This is a genomic window from Diaphorobacter sp. B2A2W2 (assembly GCF_056730635.1).
In genome coordinates this window covers 43,973-60,505 of sequence record NZ_JBWZOR010000003.1, presented here as the reverse complement: position 1 = coordinate 60,505, position 16,533 = coordinate 43,973, and the positions used below count along the sequence as shown (strand labels likewise).

At 62.7% G+C, this 16,533-nt stretch carries 23 protein-coding genes; all 23 read right to left on the bottom strand.

Going from position 1 to position 16,533, the window contains the following annotated elements; all coding sequences use genetic code 11:
• Nucleotides 1-68: 68 nt before the first annotated feature.
• Nucleotides 69-1,061, bottom strand: coding sequence for a DNA-directed RNA polymerase subunit alpha (locus tag AC1PPL_RS06375; protein ID WP_011803867.1), 993 nt, complete (start codon nt 1,059-1,061; stop codon nt 69-71).
• A gap of 111 nt (nt 1,062-1,172) precedes the next feature.
• Complete coding sequence (rpsD, locus tag AC1PPL_RS06370; RefSeq protein ID WP_012655444.1) at nt 1,173-1,796, bottom strand: 30S ribosomal protein S4; 624 nt, start codon at nt 1,794-1,796, stop codon at nt 1,173-1,175.
• Between the two features lie 88 nt (nt 1,797-1,884).
• A complete protein-coding gene (gene rpsK, locus AC1PPL_RS06365) occupies nt 1,885-2,289 on the bottom strand; it encodes a 30S ribosomal protein S11 (protein ID WP_011803865.1) in 405 nt (134 codons plus the stop codon).
• A 17-nt stretch (nt 2,290-2,306) separates the two neighbouring features.
• The gene (gene rpsM / locus AC1PPL_RS06360; RefSeq protein ID WP_011803864.1) at nt 2,307-2,672 is read right to left on the bottom strand and encodes a 30S ribosomal protein S13; all 366 of its coding nucleotides are present in this window, start codon (nt 2,670-2,672) and stop codon (nt 2,307-2,309) included.
• A 23-nt stretch (nt 2,673-2,695) separates the two neighbouring features.
• Complete coding sequence (gene rpmJ / locus AC1PPL_RS06355; protein WP_003050535.1) at nt 2,696-2,809, bottom strand: 50S ribosomal protein L36; 114 nt, start codon at nt 2,807-2,809, stop codon at nt 2,696-2,698.
• A gap of 144 nt (nt 2,810-2,953) precedes the next feature.
• On the bottom strand, nt 2,954-4,273 hold the full coding sequence (secY, locus tag AC1PPL_RS06350; RefSeq protein WP_011803863.1) for a preprotein translocase subunit SecY: 1,320 nt from the start codon (nt 4,271-4,273) through the stop codon (nt 2,954-2,956).
• 23 nt (nt 4,274-4,296) lie between these two features.
• On the bottom strand, nt 4,297-4,728 hold the full coding sequence (gene rplO, locus AC1PPL_RS06345) for a 50S ribosomal protein L15 (protein ID WP_011803862.1): 432 nt from the start codon (nt 4,726-4,728) through the stop codon (nt 4,297-4,299).
• A 10-nt stretch (nt 4,729-4,738) separates the two neighbouring features.
• Nucleotides 4,739-4,921: a 50S ribosomal protein L30 gene (rpmD, locus tag AC1PPL_RS06340; protein ID WP_012655443.1), complete on the bottom strand. Its 183-nt coding sequence runs from the start codon at nt 4,919-4,921 to the stop codon at nt 4,739-4,741.
• Between the two features lie 14 nt (nt 4,922-4,935).
• A complete protein-coding gene (gene rpsE / locus AC1PPL_RS06335) occupies nt 4,936-5,457 on the bottom strand; it encodes a 30S ribosomal protein S5 (RefSeq protein ID WP_011803860.1) in 522 nt (173 codons plus the stop codon).
• Nucleotides 5,458-5,474: 17 nt separating this feature from the next.
• On the bottom strand, nt 5,475-5,840 hold the full coding sequence (gene rplR / locus AC1PPL_RS06330; protein WP_011803859.1) for a 50S ribosomal protein L18: 366 nt from the start codon (nt 5,838-5,840) through the stop codon (nt 5,475-5,477).
• An 11-nt stretch (nt 5,841-5,851) separates the two neighbouring features.
• On the bottom strand, nt 5,852-6,385 hold the full coding sequence (gene rplF / locus AC1PPL_RS06325) for a 50S ribosomal protein L6 (protein ID WP_011803858.1): 534 nt from the start codon (nt 6,383-6,385) through the stop codon (nt 5,852-5,854).
• Between the two features lie 24 nt (nt 6,386-6,409).
• Nucleotides 6,410-6,805: a 30S ribosomal protein S8 gene (gene rpsH, locus AC1PPL_RS06320; RefSeq protein ID WP_011803857.1), complete on the bottom strand. Its 396-nt coding sequence runs from the start codon at nt 6,803-6,805 to the stop codon at nt 6,410-6,412.
• 20 nt (nt 6,806-6,825) lie between these two features.
• Complete coding sequence (rpsN, locus tag AC1PPL_RS06315; RefSeq protein ID WP_011803856.1) at nt 6,826-7,131, bottom strand: 30S ribosomal protein S14; 306 nt, start codon at nt 7,129-7,131, stop codon at nt 6,826-6,828.
• 9 nt (nt 7,132-7,140) lie between these two features.
• Entirely contained in the window at nt 7,141-7,680 is a 540-nt protein-coding gene (rplE, locus tag AC1PPL_RS06310; protein ID WP_011803855.1) for a 50S ribosomal protein L5, read from the bottom strand.
• Between the two features lie 9 nt (nt 7,681-7,689).
• Nucleotides 7,690-8,010 carry a 50S ribosomal protein L24 gene (gene rplX, locus AC1PPL_RS06305; RefSeq protein ID WP_011803854.1) on the bottom strand — a complete coding sequence of 107 codons (321 nt, stop codon included), beginning with the start codon at nt 8,008-8,010 and terminating at the stop codon, nt 7,690-7,692.
• A gap of 10 nt (nt 8,011-8,020) precedes the next feature.
• Complete coding sequence (rplN, locus tag AC1PPL_RS06300) at nt 8,021-8,389, bottom strand: 50S ribosomal protein L14 (protein ID WP_011803853.1); 369 nt, start codon at nt 8,387-8,389, stop codon at nt 8,021-8,023.
• Between the two features lie 191 nt (nt 8,390-8,580).
• Complete coding sequence (locus AC1PPL_RS06295; RefSeq protein WP_479972911.1) at nt 8,581-10,179, bottom strand: glycerol-3-phosphate dehydrogenase/oxidase; 1,599 nt, start codon at nt 10,177-10,179, stop codon at nt 8,581-8,583.
• A 102-nt stretch (nt 10,180-10,281) separates the two neighbouring features.
• Nucleotides 10,282-12,015, bottom strand: a complete 1,734-nt coding sequence (locus AC1PPL_RS06290) for an ABC transporter substrate-binding protein (protein WP_288012271.1) — start codon at nt 12,013-12,015, stop codon at nt 10,282-10,284.
• Nucleotides 12,016-12,189: 174 nt separating this feature from the next.
• Complete coding sequence (locus tag AC1PPL_RS06285; RefSeq protein ID WP_011803850.1) at nt 12,190-12,498, bottom strand: DUF2160 domain-containing protein; 309 nt, start codon at nt 12,496-12,498, stop codon at nt 12,190-12,192.
• 12 nt (nt 12,499-12,510) lie between these two features.
• Nucleotides 12,511-13,323, bottom strand: coding sequence for a carbohydrate ABC transporter permease (locus AC1PPL_RS06280; RefSeq protein ID WP_012655440.1), 813 nt, complete (start codon nt 13,321-13,323; stop codon nt 12,511-12,513).
• Nucleotides 13,316-14,212, bottom strand: coding sequence for a carbohydrate ABC transporter permease (locus tag AC1PPL_RS06275; protein ID WP_123674859.1), 897 nt, complete (start codon nt 14,210-14,212; stop codon nt 13,316-13,318). The genes AC1PPL_RS06280 and AC1PPL_RS06275 overlap by 8 nt, the downstream gene beginning before the upstream one ends.
• Nucleotides 14,213-14,359: 147 nt before the next feature.
• Nucleotides 14,360-15,430 carry an ABC transporter ATP-binding protein gene (locus AC1PPL_RS06270; protein WP_012655437.1) on the bottom strand — a complete coding sequence of 357 codons (1,071 nt, stop codon included), beginning with the start codon at nt 15,428-15,430 and terminating at the stop codon, nt 14,360-14,362.
• Nucleotide 15,431: 1 nt separating this feature from the next.
• Nucleotides 15,432-16,526 (bottom strand): ABC transporter ATP-binding protein, encoded by a 1,095-nt coding sequence (locus AC1PPL_RS06265; RefSeq protein ID WP_479972910.1) that lies wholly within the window; start codon nt 16,524-16,526, stop codon nt 15,432-15,434.
• Between the last annotated feature and the right edge of the window lie 7 nt (nt 16,527-16,533).

Here is a 16,533-nt window from a genome sequence, read left to right as displayed (position 1 = left end):
TAAATCGGGCAGCCGTATCAGGTACTGCCCGAGGCACTGGCTCTTTTCAGAGAGCCTAAGATTATAACTTAACGCTTGTCGAGCCCTGCCGGAGGCCAGTTCTCGAGCTTCATACCGAGGGTCAGGCCGCGCGAAGCGAGCACTTCCTTGATCTCGTTGAGCGACTTGCGACCCAGGTTCGGCGTCTTCAGCAGTTCATTCTCGGTTCGCTGAATCAGATCACCGATGTAATAGATGTTCTCCGCCTTGAGGCAGTTGGCGGAGCGAACGGTGAGTTCCAGTTCGTCCACAGGACGCAGCAGGATCGGATCGAAGGTCGCAGCGCCGCGAGAGCTTGCCGGCGCATCGAAAGCTGCCAACTCACCGCCTTCCAGCTGCGCGAATACTGCCAACTGTTCCACCAGAATCTTGGCGGAAGCGCGGACCGCGTCCTCGGCAGTAATGGCGCCGTTGGTTTCGATCTCGACGACGAGCTTGTCCAGGTCCGTGCGCTGTTCCACACGCGCGCTCTCAACGGTGTAGCTCACGCGTTTCACCGGCGAGAAGGAAGCATCCAGCACGATACGGCCAATGGACTTCGTCGCCTCGTCCGCGTAGCGGCGCAGGTTGCCGGGCACGTAGCCGCGGCCCTTTTCCACCTTGATCTGCATGTCCAGCTTGCCGCCCGCAGACAGCGTGGCAATGACGTGCTCAGGGTTCACGATTTCAACGTCGTGCGGTGTCTGGATGTCGCGCGCCGTGACGACGCCTTCGCCATCCTTGCGCAGGCTCAGCGTGACTTCGTCACGGTTGTGCAGCTTGAACACCACCCCCTTGAGGTTCAGCAGGATGTTGACCACATCCTCCTGAACGCCGTCAATGGACGAGTATTCGTGCAAGACACCGGCAATCGTCACCTCCGTTGCTGCGTAACCCACCATGGAAGAGAGCAGTACACGGCGAATGGCATTGCCCAGCGTGTGCCCGTAACCGCGCTCAAAAGGCTCCAACGCCACCTTGGCACGGTTGGGGCCAAGTTGCTCGACATTGATTGCCTTGGGTTTCAGCAAATTGGTTTGCATGCAGACTTCCTCTCAATACCCCCAGCTCGTTACACCGGTAAGGCTGGTGAAGCGCCTAAACCGCGATGCCTCGCGGTTCAGGGACGATTTCGGCTAACTTAAAGCTATGGTTTAACGCGAGTACAACTCAACGATCAGGGATTCGTTGATGTCTGCACCGAATTCATCGCGATCCGGGACCTTCTTGAAAGTACCTTCTACCTTGTCGGCATTCACTTCGACCCAAACGGGCATGCCCACCTGCTGCGCCAATTGCAAGGCTTCAACAATACGTGCCTGCTTCTTGGATTTTTCGCGTACCGCAACCACGTCGCCGGCCTTGACCAGATAGGATGCGATGTTGACGCTTTGACCATTCACCGTGATGGCCTTGTGGGACACGAGCTGACGCGCTTCGGCACGGGTAGAGCCGAAGCCCATGCGGTAAACCACGTTATCCAGGCGGCACTCGAGCAGGCCGAGCAAATTAGCGCCCGTATTGCCCTTGAGGCGTTCAGCGGCCTCGAAATAGCGGCGGAACTGCTTTTCCAGCACGCCATACATGCGCTTGACTTTCTGCTTTTCGCGCAGTTGCAGACCATAGTCTGACGTACGCGCACCGGAAGTACGGCCATGCTGGCCTGGCTTCGAATCAAACTTGGCCTTGTCCGCGATAGAGCGGCGTGCGCTCTTCAGGAACAGGTCGGTGCCTTCGCGGCGGGAGAGTTTGGCCTTGGGGCCGAGATAACGTGCCACTTTTTATATCCTTGAATCGACTGCCGCAGCGGACTGCGGGAGCCACCATCGCACCAGGCGATCGGTGGCGGTGGGCTTATGAAACCAATTAAATACGGCGGCGTTTCTGAGGACGGCAACCGTTGTGGGGCACAGGCGTCACATCCGAGATAGAGGTGATGCGGATGCCGAGAGCGCCCAGCGCGCGCACCGAGGATTCGCGGCCAGGACCGGGACCCTTGATTTCGACATCGAGGTTCTTAATGCCTTGTTCAATGGCTGCGCGACCGGCCACTTCCGATGCCACCTGAGCAGCAAAAGGAGTCGACTTGCGCGAACCCTTGAAACCCTGGCCACCAGAAGAAGCCCAGGACAGAGCGTTGCCTTGGCGATCGGTGATCGTAATGATCGTGTTGTTGAAGGAGGCGTGCACGTGGGCGATGCCGTCCGAAATGTTCTTGCGAACCTTCTTGCGCACACGTTGCGCGGCATTATTGGCGGGAGATTTAGCCATAGTGATCTTTCAGAATCTTACTTCTTGAGTGCCGCTGCACCCTTGCGCGGGCCCTTGCGGGTGCGTGCGTTGGTGCGCGTGCGCTGACCACGCATCGGCAGACCGCGACGATGGCGGAAACCGCGATAGCAACCAATGTCCATCAGTCGCTTGATGTTCATCGTGGTCTCACGGCGCAGGTCACCTTCGATGGTGAACTGAGCGATCTGGTCGCGAATCTTCTCCAGATCGGCATCGGTCAATTCCTTGACCTTCTTGGAATAAGCAATTCCGCATGCCTCGCAAATCTTGCGAGCACGGGTACGCCCGATCCCGTAGATGGCCGTCAGGCCAATCTCGGTGTGCTGATGGGGCGGGATATTGATACCAGCAATACGTGCCATGTTCGTCCTCTAATACTTCCCAATCAACCTTGGCGCTGCTTGTGGCGCTGATCCGTGCAGATCACGCGCACAACGCCCTTGCGGCGGATGATTTTGCAGTTACGGCAAATTTTCTTGACCGAAGCCGAAACCCTCATTGCATTCTCCTAAACTTGTCCAATCGTTCCGGCCCAGTGCGCGGAACACAAAATAAGTGCCCGCGATGGATCGAAGGGCATCAATAAGCCGTTGCTTCTTGGCGAACCCGCGACTATAGCGCATTCGCCAAAGGCACACGGACATCAGGTACCTAATGTCGTCTTGAAGTTAGCCTTCTTCAGCAGCGATTCGTACTGCTGCGACATCATGTAGTTCTGTACCTGAGCCATGAAGTCCATCGTCACGACAACGATGATCAGCAACGACGTACCACCAAAATAGAACGGCACGTTGTACTTCAGGATCAGGAACTCGGGCAGCAAACACACGAATGTGATGTAAACAGCCCCGGCCAGCGTCAGCCGCACCAGGATCTTGTCGATGTAGCGCGCGGTATGTTCACCCGGGCGGATGCCTGGAATGAATGCTCCGCTCTTCTTCAGGTTGTCTGCCGTTTCGCGGCTGTTGAAAACCAGAGCCGTGTAGAAGAAACAGAAGAAGATGATCGCCGCGGCGTAGAACATCACATAAACCGGCTGGCCAGGCGTCAGTGCCGCAGAAATATCACGCAACCACCGCATCGACTCTCCCGCGCTGAACCAATTCACAATGGTTGCAGGCAGCAGGATGATGGACGATGCAAAGATTGGAGGAATCACACCGGCCATGTTGAGCTTCAAAGGCAGATGGGAGGATTGCCCACCATAGACCTTGTTGCCCACCTGGCGCCGCGCATAGTTCACCAGTATCTTGCGCTGACCACGTTCGACGAAGACGACGAAGTACGTCACCAGTCCCACGACGATCACGATGAAGATGGCTGCCAGGATGCTCATCGCCCCCGTGCGCACCAGCTCCAACAGACCACCGATAGAACTGGGCAGACCCGCGGCGATACCGGCAAAAATCAGGATCGAAATACCGTTGCCCAGGCCGCGCTCAGTGATCTGTTCACCCAGCCACATCAGGAACATCGTGCCGGCGGTCAGGCTGACCACTGCCGTGAGCCGGAAGCCGAAGCCCGGACTCAACACGAGACCTGCGGAGCTCTCCAGAGCCACCGCAATACCCAGCGATTGGAAAATCGCCAAGCCCAACGTTCCATAACGGGTGTACTGCGTGATCTTGCGGCGCCCGGCCTCCCCTTCCTTCTTCAACTGCTCGAATGTGGGCACCACATAGGTCATCAGCTGCATGATGATCGATGCCGAGATGTACGGCATGATCCCCAGCGCGAAGACCGTGAAGCGCGAGAGCGCTCCACCCGAAAACATATTGAAAAGGTTGAGAATGCCGCCCTGCTGGCCACTGAACAACTGCTGCAGCTGCGCCGGGTCAATCCCAGGAACGGGAATGTGCGCGCCGATGCGGTACACAACCAACGCGAGCAGCAGAAAGACCAGACGCCGGCGTAGATCGCCAAACTTACCGGTTTTTGCCAGTTGAGCTGCGTTAGTAGCCACAGATGCCTTTCGTCAGAACCAGATCAGGCCAGGCTACCGCCGGCCGCTTCGATGGCAGCCTTGGCGCCAGCAGTTGCGGTGATTCCCGACAGCTTCACAGCCTTGGAAATCTCGCCACTCTTGATCACCTTGACCACCTTGGCCAGCTCGCCCACCAGTCCTGCGTTCTTCAACGCCAGCACATCCACCTCAGCCAACCCCAGGTTTTCCAGGGCGGTCAAGGAGATTTCCGCATTGAACTTCAGCAGGTGCGATTTGAAGCCGCGCTTGGGCAGACGGCGCTGCAAAGGCATTTGACCGCCTTCGAAGCCCACCTTGTGGTACCCCCCGGAGCGGGACTTTTGTCCCTTGTGGCCACGGCCAGCGGTCTTGCCCAGGCCGGAACCAATGCCGCGACCAACGCGGCGCGCGGCGTGCTTGGCACCATCTGCGGGCTTGATGCTATTGAGTTCCATCATCAACCTCTCAGAGGACTTTGACCAGATAGCTGATCTTGTTAATCATGCCGCGCACTTCAGGCGTGTCCTTGAGTTCGCTGATGCTGTTGAGCTTGCGAAGACCCAGGCCACGAACGGTAGCGCGGTGCGATTCTTTGGTGCCAATCGGGCTGCGCACCAGTTGAATCTTGATGGTTTGTTGCGTTGTCATTGCACGCCTCCCTATCAGGCAGCGAAGAGGTCTTCGACCGTCTTACCGCGCTTAGCGGCCACTTCGGCCGGCGTAGTGGAATTGGTCAGGGCGTCAAACGTGGCGCGAACCATGTTGTAAGGGTTGGACGAACCGTGGCTCTTGGCCACGATATCGGTAATGCCCATCACCTCGAACACGGCGCGCATCGGGCCGCCAGCGATGATGCCGGTACCCTTGGGGGCCGGAGCCATCATCACCACGGCTGCGCCGTGGTGGCCCGTCACGTTGTGGTGAATGGTGCCGTTCTTCAGCGACACCTTCACCATGTTGCGACGTGCCTCTTCCATGGCCTTTTGCACGGCGGCGGGCACTTCCTTGGACTTGCCCTTACCCATGCCCACGCGGCCGTCACCATCGCCAACCACTGTCAGCGCAGCGAAGCCCAGAATGCGGCCACCCTTCACGACTTTGGTCACGCGGTTGACCGCGATCATTTTTTCGCGCAGACCGTCGTCCTGACCTTCGCTCTGTACCTTGGGTTGAAATTTAGCCATTTTGTATTCCGCTCCGCTTAGAACTGCAGGCCGGCTTCACGGGCTGCATCGGCCAGGGCCTTCACGCGGCCGTGGTATGCAAAACCTGCACGATCAAATGCAACCTTCTCGACACCGGCCGCCTTCGCCTTCTCGGCGATGCGCTTGCCGATGATCTGGGCTGCAGCGGCGTTGCCACCCTTGCCCGAGCCACCGAGCGACTTGCGCACATCGGCTTCGGCCGTGGATGCGCTGGCCAGCACCTTGCTGCCATCGCCGGAGATCACACTGGCGTAGATATGGAGATTCGTACGATTGACCGTCAGACGCGCGACACCTTGCTGGGCAATGCGGATGCGGGTCTGGCGGGCACGACGAAGACGCTGCTCTTTTTTGGTCAACATGCTGCAGCTCCTTACTTCTTCTTGGTCTCTTTGATCGTGACTTTTTCGTCCGCGTAGCGGATACCCTTGCCCTTATAGGGCTCGGGCGGACGAACGGCACGGATCTCGGCGGCCAGCTGGCCCACCACTTGGCGGTCAGCACCCTTGATCACGATTTCGGTGGGCGTCGGCGTGGCAACGGTGATGCCGGTGGGCATCTCGAAGTTCACGGGATGCGAAAAACCGATGGCCAGGTTCAGCTTGTTGCCGGAGGCTGCTGCCTTGAAGCCCACGCCAATCAGCGTCAACTTCTTCTCAAAGCCCTTGCTCACACCGACCACCATGTTGTTCACCAACTGGCGCACGGTGCCGCTCATGGCATTGGCTTCACGGGAGTCGTTGACCGGCTCAAAGCTCAGCTTGCCTTCGTTGTTAGACACCTTCACCAGCGCGTTCTGCGCCAGCGACAGCACGCCACCAGCACCCTTGACACTGATCTGGTCGTCCTTGATGGACACATCCACGCCTGCGGGGATGCTTACCGGGGATTTACCTACACGGGACATTTCAGTCTTCTCCTCAATGCCACGTTAAGCGACGTAGCAAAGCACCTCGCCACCGACACCGGTAGCGCGCGCCTTGCGGTCGGTCATCACACCCTTGGGCGTCGTGACAATTGCCACACCCAGGCCGTTCATGACTTGCGGAATGGAACCACAGCCCTTGTACACGCGCAGGCCGGGACGGCTCACGCGCTCGATGCGCTCGATCACCGGGCGACCGGCGTAGTACTTCAGGGTGATTTCGAGTTCAGTCTTGCCGCTCTCGGACTTCACTTCGAAGCCGTCGATATAACCCTCGTCCTTCAGCACCTGGGCGATGGCAACCTTCACTTTGGAAGAAGGCACCGACACGGTGGCCTTGGACACCATTTGTGCGTTGCGGATGCGGGTCAGCAAGTCAGCGATGGGATCACTCATGCTCATGTTGTATCTCTCCTGCCTGCTTACCAGCTGGCCTTGGTGACACCGGGGATGTCACCGGCAAATGCCAGTTCACGGATCTTTGCGCGACCCAGACCGAATTGACGGAAAGTGCCACGGGGACGACCGGTGATTTCGCAGCGGTTACGCTGGCGCGTGGGGTTGGCGTTGCGAGGCAGTTTCTGCAGGCCCAGGCGGGCCGCTTCGCGCTCTTCGTCGCTGCGCTTGGCATCGCCGGCAATCGCCTTCAGTTCCGCGTACTTGGCGGCGTACTTGGCGGCCAGTTTTTCGCGCTTCAGTTCGCGCTGGATCAAAGCTACTTTAGCCATACGCTGCCTTTAGTTCTTGAACGGGAAACGGAAAGCCGTGAGAAGCGCCTTGGCTTCTTCGTCGGTCTTGGCCGTCGTGGTGATGCTGATGTTGAGGCCGCGCAAGGCATCCACCTTGTCGTACTCGATCTCAGGGAAAATGATCTGCTCTTTGACGCCGATGTTGTAGTTGCCGCGGCCGTCGAATGCGCGACCGGAGATACCACGGAAGTCACGCACGCGGGGCAGCGCGATCGTCACGAAGCGATCCAGGAATTCGTACATCTGCGCACCGCGCAGCGTCACCATGCAGCCAATGGCCTGGCCTTCGCGGATCTTGAAACCGGCGATAGCCTTCTTAGCCTTGGTCACCACGGGCTTCTGACCAGCGATCTTGGTCAGGTCCGCCACGGCGTTGTCCATGATCTTCTTATCCGCCACGGCCTCGCTCACGCCCATGTTGAGCGTGATCTTGGTCAGACGGGGAACCTGCATGGGCGAGGTGTAACCGAACTGCTTGACCAGTTCGGGGGCGATCTTGTCGCGGTAGATTTCTTGCAGTCGTGCCATGTGGACTCCTTAGGCAGCCTTGATTTCGGCGCCGCTGGACTTGAACACGCGAACACGCGTGCCGTCGGCCTGCACCTTGATGCCCACGCGGTCAGCCTTGCCGGTAGCGGCATTGAAAATAGCCACGTTGGATTGGTGGATGGGCATGGCCTTTTCCACGATGCCGCCAGTCGTACCCTTCATGGGGTTCGGCTTGACATGCTTCTTGACCAGGTTAATGCCTTCGATGACCAGATGAGAGTCATCCTTGCGCAGCGACACCGTGCCGCGCTTACCCTTGTCGCGCCCGGTGAGCACGATGACTTCGTCGCCCTTGCGGATCTTGTTCATGGCGCGTCCTTTAGAGAACTTCGGGAGCCAGGGACACGATCTTCATGAAGCGCTCGGTACGCAGTTCACGCGTCACGGGGCCGAAGATGCGGGTGCCGATGGGCTCCAGCTTGGAATTGAGCAACACTGCTGCATTGCCGTCGAACTTCACGAGCGAACCGTCGCCGCGGCGGATACCCTTCGCCGTACGCACAACCACTGCGCTGTAGACCTCGCCCTTCTTGACGCGGCCACGCGGAGCAGCTTCCTTCACGCTCACCTTGATGATGTCGCCAACGCTGGCATAGCGACGCTTGGAACCGCCCAGCACCTTGATGCACAGGACGGACTTCGCGCCGGTATTGTCGGCAACGTCTAACCGAGATTCTGTTTGGATCATTTCAATATTCCCAACTTGCACCAGCGGTCGAATGCCCCGAAGCCTTTCAAGGCGGCCGACCTGCCAGTCAGTCTTGGGCCCGTCGTCCACGCCGCAAACCATTTGCGGCGCTTCCCGCTGGGCAGAAACCTCGCGCACTTAACGCGAAGCCCGGCAGTATCGCAAACTTAAAACCGGACGTCAAGCGCTTTTTATACCGGCGCCGTGGCGTAGTGTGCGGCCAACTCTAGGAACGCGGGCAGCTGCGGGTCCTGGCCGGGGATTTCCTCGCGCAGGATGTCCGCCACGCGCGGCGCCAGCGCGGCCGCCAGGCGCGCATCGAGAAACAGCACGCGCGAGCGCCGTGCGAGCACGTCCTCCACGGTGCGTGCGTACTCATGGCGCGCAGCAAAGCGCACCATGGCCTCGCTGAGCCCTTCGGCCAGTTGCACCTGCGAACCCGGAAGGGCTTGCACCCGCGCGGCCTCGTCACCGTAGGAATGCAGACCCTGGGGCGCGTTCATTCCCTGTCGCTCCCGGGTGGCACCGGCTCCTACCAGAGGCAGCGCAACGGTGATCCCGCCCGGGCGGCGCGGCAGCAGGTGTTCGTCCATGCACTTGAGTAGTACATCCTCGGCCATGGCGCGGTAGGTGGTCCACTTGCCGCCAGTCACGGTGACCAGCCCGCTGCGGCTGGCCAGCACGGTGTGTTCCCGGCTGATGCTCTTGGTGGCGGCGGCGTCTTCGTCCGAGGGCTTGACCAAGGGACGCAGGCCCACCCAGATGCTGCGCACATCGCTCGCCTGGGGGGCGCGCCGCAGGTAGCGCGCCGATTCCCCCAGGATGAAGGCCACTTCCTCCCGCATGGCCTGGGGTTCGCGCGCCAGATCCTGGCGTGGGCTGTCGGTCGTGCCCAAAATCACCTTGCCCAGCCAGGGCACCGCAAACAGCACCCGCCCGTCGGCCGTCTTGGGCACCATCAGCGCATGGTCGGAGGGCAAGAACTCGCGGTCCACCACGATGTGCACCCCCTGGCTGGGCGCCACCATGGGCTTGGCGGGCTGGCCGCTCACATCGCCATCGCGCTGGCGCAGGGCGTCCACCCACACGCCGGTGGCGTTGACCACGCAGCGCGCGCGCACCTCGTAGCGCTGCCCGGTCTCGGCATCCTGGCAAACCACGCCCGCCACCTTCCCCCCGTCGTACAACAGGTCGTCCACGGGGCAGTAGTTGAGAAGCAGAGCCCCCCGCTGCGCGGCGGTACGCGCCAGGGCCAGGGCCAGTCGGGCGTCGTCGAACTGCCCGTCCCAATACTTCACGCCGCCCTTGAGCCCGTCGGCCATGGCCGTGGGCAGGCAGCGCAGGGTCTCCATGCGCCCAAGGAATTCGGTAGGCCCCAGGCCCGCCTTGCCGGCCAGGGCGTCGTACATCTTCAGGCCCACACCGTAGAACGGCGTTTCCCACACCTTGTAAGAAGGCATGACGAATGCCAACGGCTGCGCCAGATGGGGGGCGTTGCGCAACAGCGTGGTGCGCTCGTGCAGCGCCTCGCGCACCAGGGCGATGTTGCCCTGCGCGAGGTAGCGCACGCCGCCGTGTACCAGCTTGGTGGCACGCGAGGAGGTGCCCTTGGCGAAGTCGTGCGATTCCAGCAGCACGACGGAAAAGCCGCGCGCCGCCGCATCCAGCGCCACCCCCAGGCCCGTCGCCCCACCTCCGACGACCGCCAGGTCGTAGGTCACGGGTTGAGCCAGGCGGGCCAGCAGGTCGGCCCGTACGGTTGCCAAAGGGGTGGAGGTGTCGCTAGTCATAAGGGGAATGGTCCGTAACCCTGGCAGAAAAATCAGGGTTTACCCTGAATTGTGACCGGATCCGCGGGGATGGGCCCGGCAAAGGGCCCATCCGCTGCGGCATCAACGCACCTTGCCGTCCTTCCAGGCCTGCAGCAGGGTGTTGTAGTTGATGGTTTCGCCCTTGGGCTTTTCATTGGCGAGCTTCTTCCAGGGCGCATGCTTATCGCTCAGCCACTTGGCTGGGTCACCCTTGGCGTTCAGCTTGGGCGCGCAGCGCTCCATGCCGGCGCGCTGCAGGCGGGCCATCACCTGGTCCATCTCGTCGGCCAGTGTGTCCATGGCGGCCTGCGGGGTCTTCTCACCCGTGACGGCCTGGGCCACGTTCTTCCACCACAGCTGCGCCAGCTTGGGGTAGTCGGGCACGTTGGTGCCGGTGGGAGACCAGGCCACGCGCGCAGGGCTGCGGTAGAACTCGACCAGGCCGCCCAGCTTGGGCGCCATGTCAGTCATGGCCTTGGAGCGGATGTCGGACTCGCGGATCGGCGTCAGGCCGACGACGGTCTTCTTCAGCGACGTGCTCTTGGCCGTCACGAACTGAGCGTAGAGCCACGCGGCGGCCAGGCGGTCGGGGTTGTGGTCCTTGAAGAAGGTCCAGCTGCCCACGTCCTGGTAGCCGTTCTGCATGCCTTGCTTCCAGTACGGGCCGTTGGGACCGGGGGCCATGCGCCACTTGGGCGTGCCGTCGGCATTCACCACGGGCAGGCCGGGTTTGGTCATGTCGGCGGTGAAGGCGGTGTACCAGAAGATCTGCTGGGCGATCTGGCCCTGGGCGGGCACGGGGCCGGCCTCGCCGAAGGTCATGCCCATGGCTTCCTTGGGCGCGTACTTCTTCATCCAGTCCACGTACTTGGTGAGCGCGTAGACGGCGGCCGGCGAGTTGGTCGCGCCGCCACGGGCCACGCTGGCGCCCACGGGGGTGCACTTGTCGTCGGCCACGCGAATGCCCCATTCGTCGATGGGCAGGCCGTTGGGCGTGCCGATGTCGGCGCTGCCGGCCATGGACAGCCAGGCGTCGGTGAAGCGCCAGCCCAGCGACGGGTCTTTCTTGCCGTAGTCCATGTGGCCGTAGATGGGCTTGCCGTCGATGTTTTTCACGTCGTTGGTGAAGAACTCGGCGATGTCCTCATAGGCGCTCCAGTTCAGCGGCACGCCCAGGTCGTAGCCGTACTTGGCCTTGAACTTGTCCTTCAAGTCCTTGCGGTCGAACAGGTCGGCGCGGAACCAGTACAGGTTGGCGAACTGCTGGTCGGGCAGCTGGTACAGCTTGCCGTCCGGGGCGGTGGTGAACTTGGTGCCGATGAAGTCCTGCAGGTCCAGGCCGGGGTTGGTGTAGTCCTTGCCCGGGCCGGCCATGTAGTCGGACAGGTTCAGGATCTTGCCGTAGCGGTAGTGGGTGCCGATGAGGTCGGAGTCGCTGATCCAGCCGTCATAGATGGACTTGCCCGACTGCATGGAGGTCTGCAGCTTCTCGACCACGTCGCCTTCCTGGATCAGGTCGTGCTTGACCTGGATGCCCGTGATCTCGCTGAACGCCTTGGCCAGGGTCTTGGACTCGTACTCGTGCGTGGTGATGGTCTCGGAGACCACCGCGATCTCCTTCACGCCCTTGGCCTGCAGCTTCTTGGCCGCGTCGATGAACCACTTCATCTCGGCCATCTGCTGGTCTTTGCTCAGCGTGGAGGGCTGGAACTCGCTGTCGATCCACTTCTTGGCCTCGGCCTCGCCGGCCCAGGCTGCCTGCCCCAGCGCCAGCGCCGCGGCGGCGAACGCGATCGCCTTGAACTGCATCTTCATTGCTGTCTCCTCACAAGAACGCTCCCCGGGGGTTGGATGGGCGCCGGTGCCGGGGGAGAGTCGGCTGGCCCCTTTTATAAAAATGTGAGCTACTGGCGCTTGTTGTTATTAGATTTCAGATAGTTTTCTATCTCAAACCTCCGTAGATCACTCGCAAGCAGCTATCTTTTTTGACTACCCTTTGCGCAGCACCAGCGCCAGCACCAGCATGGACAGCACGAAGCTGATCCACACCGAGGGCTCGGCCTCCAGCGAGAACCACTGGGCCATCTTCTCGCCCAGGCCCACCCAGGCCAGGTTGATGTACGCGGCGGTGAGCAGGCCGATGAACAGCCGGTCGCCGCGCGTGGTGGTCATGGGCAGGAAGCCCTTGCGCTCCACCGTGGGGGATTGGATTTCCCACACCGTCATGCCGATCAGCATGAGCACGATGCAGGTGAAGAACACCGCCACCGGGGTGGTCCAGGCCATCCAGTCGAACATTGCCCGCCCTCCTCAAACACGGCCCATCGCGAACCCCTTCGCGATGTAGTGGCGCACGAACCAGATCACGATGGCGCCCGGCACGATGGTCAGCACCCCCGCAGCGGCCAGCGTCGCCCAGTCCATGCCGCTGGCACTCACGGTGCGCGTCATGGTGGCCACGATGGGCTTGGCATTCACGCTGGTGAGCGTGCGTGCCAAGAGCAATTCCACCCACGAAAACATGAAGCAGAAGAACGCTGCCACGCCCACGCCCGCCTTGATCAGCGGCAGGAAGATGGTGAGGAAAAAGCGCGGAAAGCTGTAGCCATCGATGTACGCCGTCTCGTCGATCTCGCGCGGGATGCCGCTCATGAACCCTTCCAGGATCCACACCGCCAGCGGCACGTTGAACAGCAGGTGCGCCAGCGCCACGGCGATGTGCGTGTCCATCAGCCCCACGGTGGTGTAGAGCTGGAAGAACGGCAGCAGGAACACGGCCGGCGGCGTCATGCGGTTGGTCAACAGCCAGAAGAACACGTGCTTGTCGCCCAGGAACTGGTAGCGGCTGAACGCATAGGCCGCGGGCAGCGCCACGGTGAGCGAGATCACCGTGTTGATGGCCACGTAGATCAGGCTGTTGATGTAGCCCGAGTACCAGCTCTCGTCGGTGAAGATGGTCTGGTAGTTGGCCCAGGTGAAGTGCTGGGGCCACAGCGAGAAGCTGGACAGGATCTCCTCGTTGGTCTTGAAGCTCATGTTGACCATCCAGTAGATGGGCAGCACGGCGAACACCAGGTAGGCGATCAGGAACAGCGTGCGTTTCTGGAAGCGGGGCTCATTCATGGCCGGCACCCTCCTTCGGCGTGGTGCCCACGCGCTGCATCCAGTTGTAGAGGATGAAGCACAGCAGCAGGATGATGAGGAAGTAGATCAGCGAGAACGCCGCCGCAGGCCCCAAGTCAAACTGACCCACGGCCTTTTGCGTGAGGTACTGGCTGAGGAAGGTGGTCGCGTTGCCCGGCCCGCCGCCCGTGAGCACGAAGGGCTCGGTGTAGATCATGAAGCTGTCCATGAAGCGCAGCAGCACGGCGATCATCAGCACGCCGCGCATCTTGGGCAGCTGGATGTAGCGGAACACGGCGAACTTGCTCGCGCCGTCGATGCGCGCGGCCTGGTAGTACGCGTCGGGAATGCTGCGCAGCCCCGCGAAGCACAGGAGCGCCACCAGCGGAGTCCAGTGCCACACGTCCATGGCCAGCACGGTGAGCCAGGCGTGGGTGGCGTTGCCGGTGTAGCTGTAGTCGAAGCCGATGGCCTCGAACGCCGCGCCCAGCAGGCCGATGTCCGAGCGGCCAAAGATCTGCCAGATGGTGCCCACCACGTTCCACGGGATCAAGAGCGACAGCGCCACGATGACCAGCACCGCCGACGACTTCCAGCCCTGCGCGGGCATGCTGAGAGCCAGCAGGATGCCCAGCGGAATCTCCACCAACAGCACCGCCAGTGAGAACGTGAGCTGGCGCAGCAGCGCGCCGTGCAGTTCCTCGTCGCGCAGCACGGCGGCGAACCATTCCGTGCCCACGAACACGCGGCGCTCGGGGCTGATGATGTCTTGCACCGAGTAGTTCACCACCGTCATCAAGGGCAGGATGGCCGAGAAGGCCACGCACAGGATCACCGGCAGCACCAGGAACCAGGCCTTCTGGTTCACGGGTTTGGTCGTACTACTCATGGCAGTGCTCCAGGGCGTGGGCATTGCCTGCGACGCGCACCACTGGTGCGGCGCAGACGGCGGAGCGCCCAGCAAGGGCCGCTCCGCAGCAAAGGGCGCCGTCCCCCATCCAGGGGGAAGCCGCGCAGCGGCTCAGGGGGTAGCCATTCATGGCAGCAGCTCCTCGTTCTTGTAGAAGCAGGTGTGCTCGCCCAGCACCTGCAGCCAGACCGCCTCGCCCGGCGCGGGCAGCGCCTGCTCGGGCGCGAAGCGGGCCTTGAGGGACTGACCCTCCACGGTGGCCGTGAGCATCTGGTGCGTACCCACGTCCTGCACGCGCGCCACGGTGCAGCGCAACGCACCGGGCGCATGCGCGTCGGCCAGGGCCAGGTATTCGGGGCGCACGCCCAGTTGCACGGCGCCCTCCGGCAGCGCACGCGGCAGAGCCCAGCGCTGCGCGGCCACGGTGATCTCGCCGCCCTGCACCTGCGCGGGCAGGAAGTTCATGCCCGGCGAGCCGATGAAGTGGCCCACGAAGGCGTGCTGCGGGCGCTCGAACAGATCGCCCGGCGTGCCCATCTGCACCACGCGCCCGCGCGTCATCACCACCACCTGGTCGGCGAAGGTGAGTGCCTCCACCTGGTCGTGCGTCACGTAGATCAGCGTGAGCTTGAGCTCATGGTGGATCTGCTTGAGCTTGCGGCGCAGTTGCCACTTGAGGTGCGGGTCGATCACCGTGAGCGGCTCGTCGAACAGCACGGCCGCGACGTCTTCGCGCACCAGGCCGCGGCCCAGCGAGATCTTCTGCTTGGCGTCGGCCGACAGGCCGGCCGCGCGCTGGTCGAGCTGGCCGCTCATCTCCAGCATCTCGGCGATTTTCCCCACGCGCTGGCGGATGTGCGCCTCAGGCACCTTGCGGTTCTTCAGCGGGAAGGCCAGGTTCTCGGCCACCGTCATGGTGTCGTAGATCACCGGGAACTGGAACACCTGGGCGATGTTGCGCTCCTGCGGGCTCGCGCGCGTGACGTCGCGGCCGTCAAACCGCACCTGCCCCTGCGAGGGCACGAGCAGGCCGGACATGATGTTCAGCATGGTGGTCTTGCCGCAGCCCGAGGGGCCCAGCAGCGCGTAGGCGCCGCCGTCGTCGAAGACCATGTCCAGCGGCAGCAGCGCGTAGTCGCTGTCCTGCTGCGGGCGGGGTTTGTAGGAATGCGCCAGGTTGAGCTCGATGCGCGCCATGTCAGTGCCCTCCCTGCGCGCGTTCCGAGGCGCGTACGGGCGCCAGGGCCAGCGCGCCATCGGCGCCGAACACATAGGCCTGGGCCGGATCGAGGTACAGCGTGACGGCGCTGCCCAGTTCCAGATAGTGCACGCCCGTGACCTGCGCCACCAGCGCGCCCCAGGGCGTGGCGGCGTGCACGAAGGTGTCGGAGCCGGAGATCTCCGCCAGCTCCACCACGCCCTGCACCGCCACATCGCCCGCGCGCTGGGCCAGCCGCAGAGCACTGGCGCGCAGGCCCACCGTGAGCGTGCCGCCCGCAGGGGCCTGCAGCGGCTGGCGCAGGGCCAGCACGCTGCCGCCCGCCAGCTGCACGCCGCCGGGCACGGGCTGCGCGGGCAGCAGGTTCATGGGCGGATCGCTGAAGGCGCGTGCCACGCGCAGCGAGCGCGGCGCGTGGAACACCTCGGCCGTGGGGCCGTACTGCAGCAGCTCGCCCTCGTGCAGCACAGCGGTGTAGCCGCCCAGCAGCAGCGCCTCGCCCGGTTCGGTGGTGGCGTAGACCACGGTGGAGCCACCGGCGGCGAACAGCTGCGACAGTTCCTCGCGCAACTCCTCGCGCAGCTTGTAGTCCAGGTTGACCAGGGGCTCGTCCAGCAGCATCAGCGGGGCGCCCTTGGCCAGTGCGCGCGCCAGCGCCACGCGCTGCTGCTGCCCGCCCGACAGCTCGGACGGCAGTCGATCGAGGAAAGGCGTGATGTGCAGCCGCTCGGCCAGTTCGTGCACGCGCGCGGCCACGTTCTTGTCGCCGCGCAGCTTGAGCGGCGAGGCGATGTTGTCCGCCACCGTGAGCGACGGGTAGTTGATGAACTGCTGGTACACCATGGCCACGTTGCGCTCACGCACGGGCACGCCGGTGACGTCCACGCCGTCCACACGCACGCGGCCCTCGGTGGGCCGGTCCAGCCCGGCCATGATGCGCATCAGGCTGGTCTTGCCCGCCTGCGTGGCCCCCAGCAGCACGGTCACGGCGTCGCTGTGCAGCCGCAGGTCCATGCCATGCAGCCACACCTGCGGGCCGACCCGCTTGGTGATGCCGTCCAAAATCAGCTCCATGCGCGCT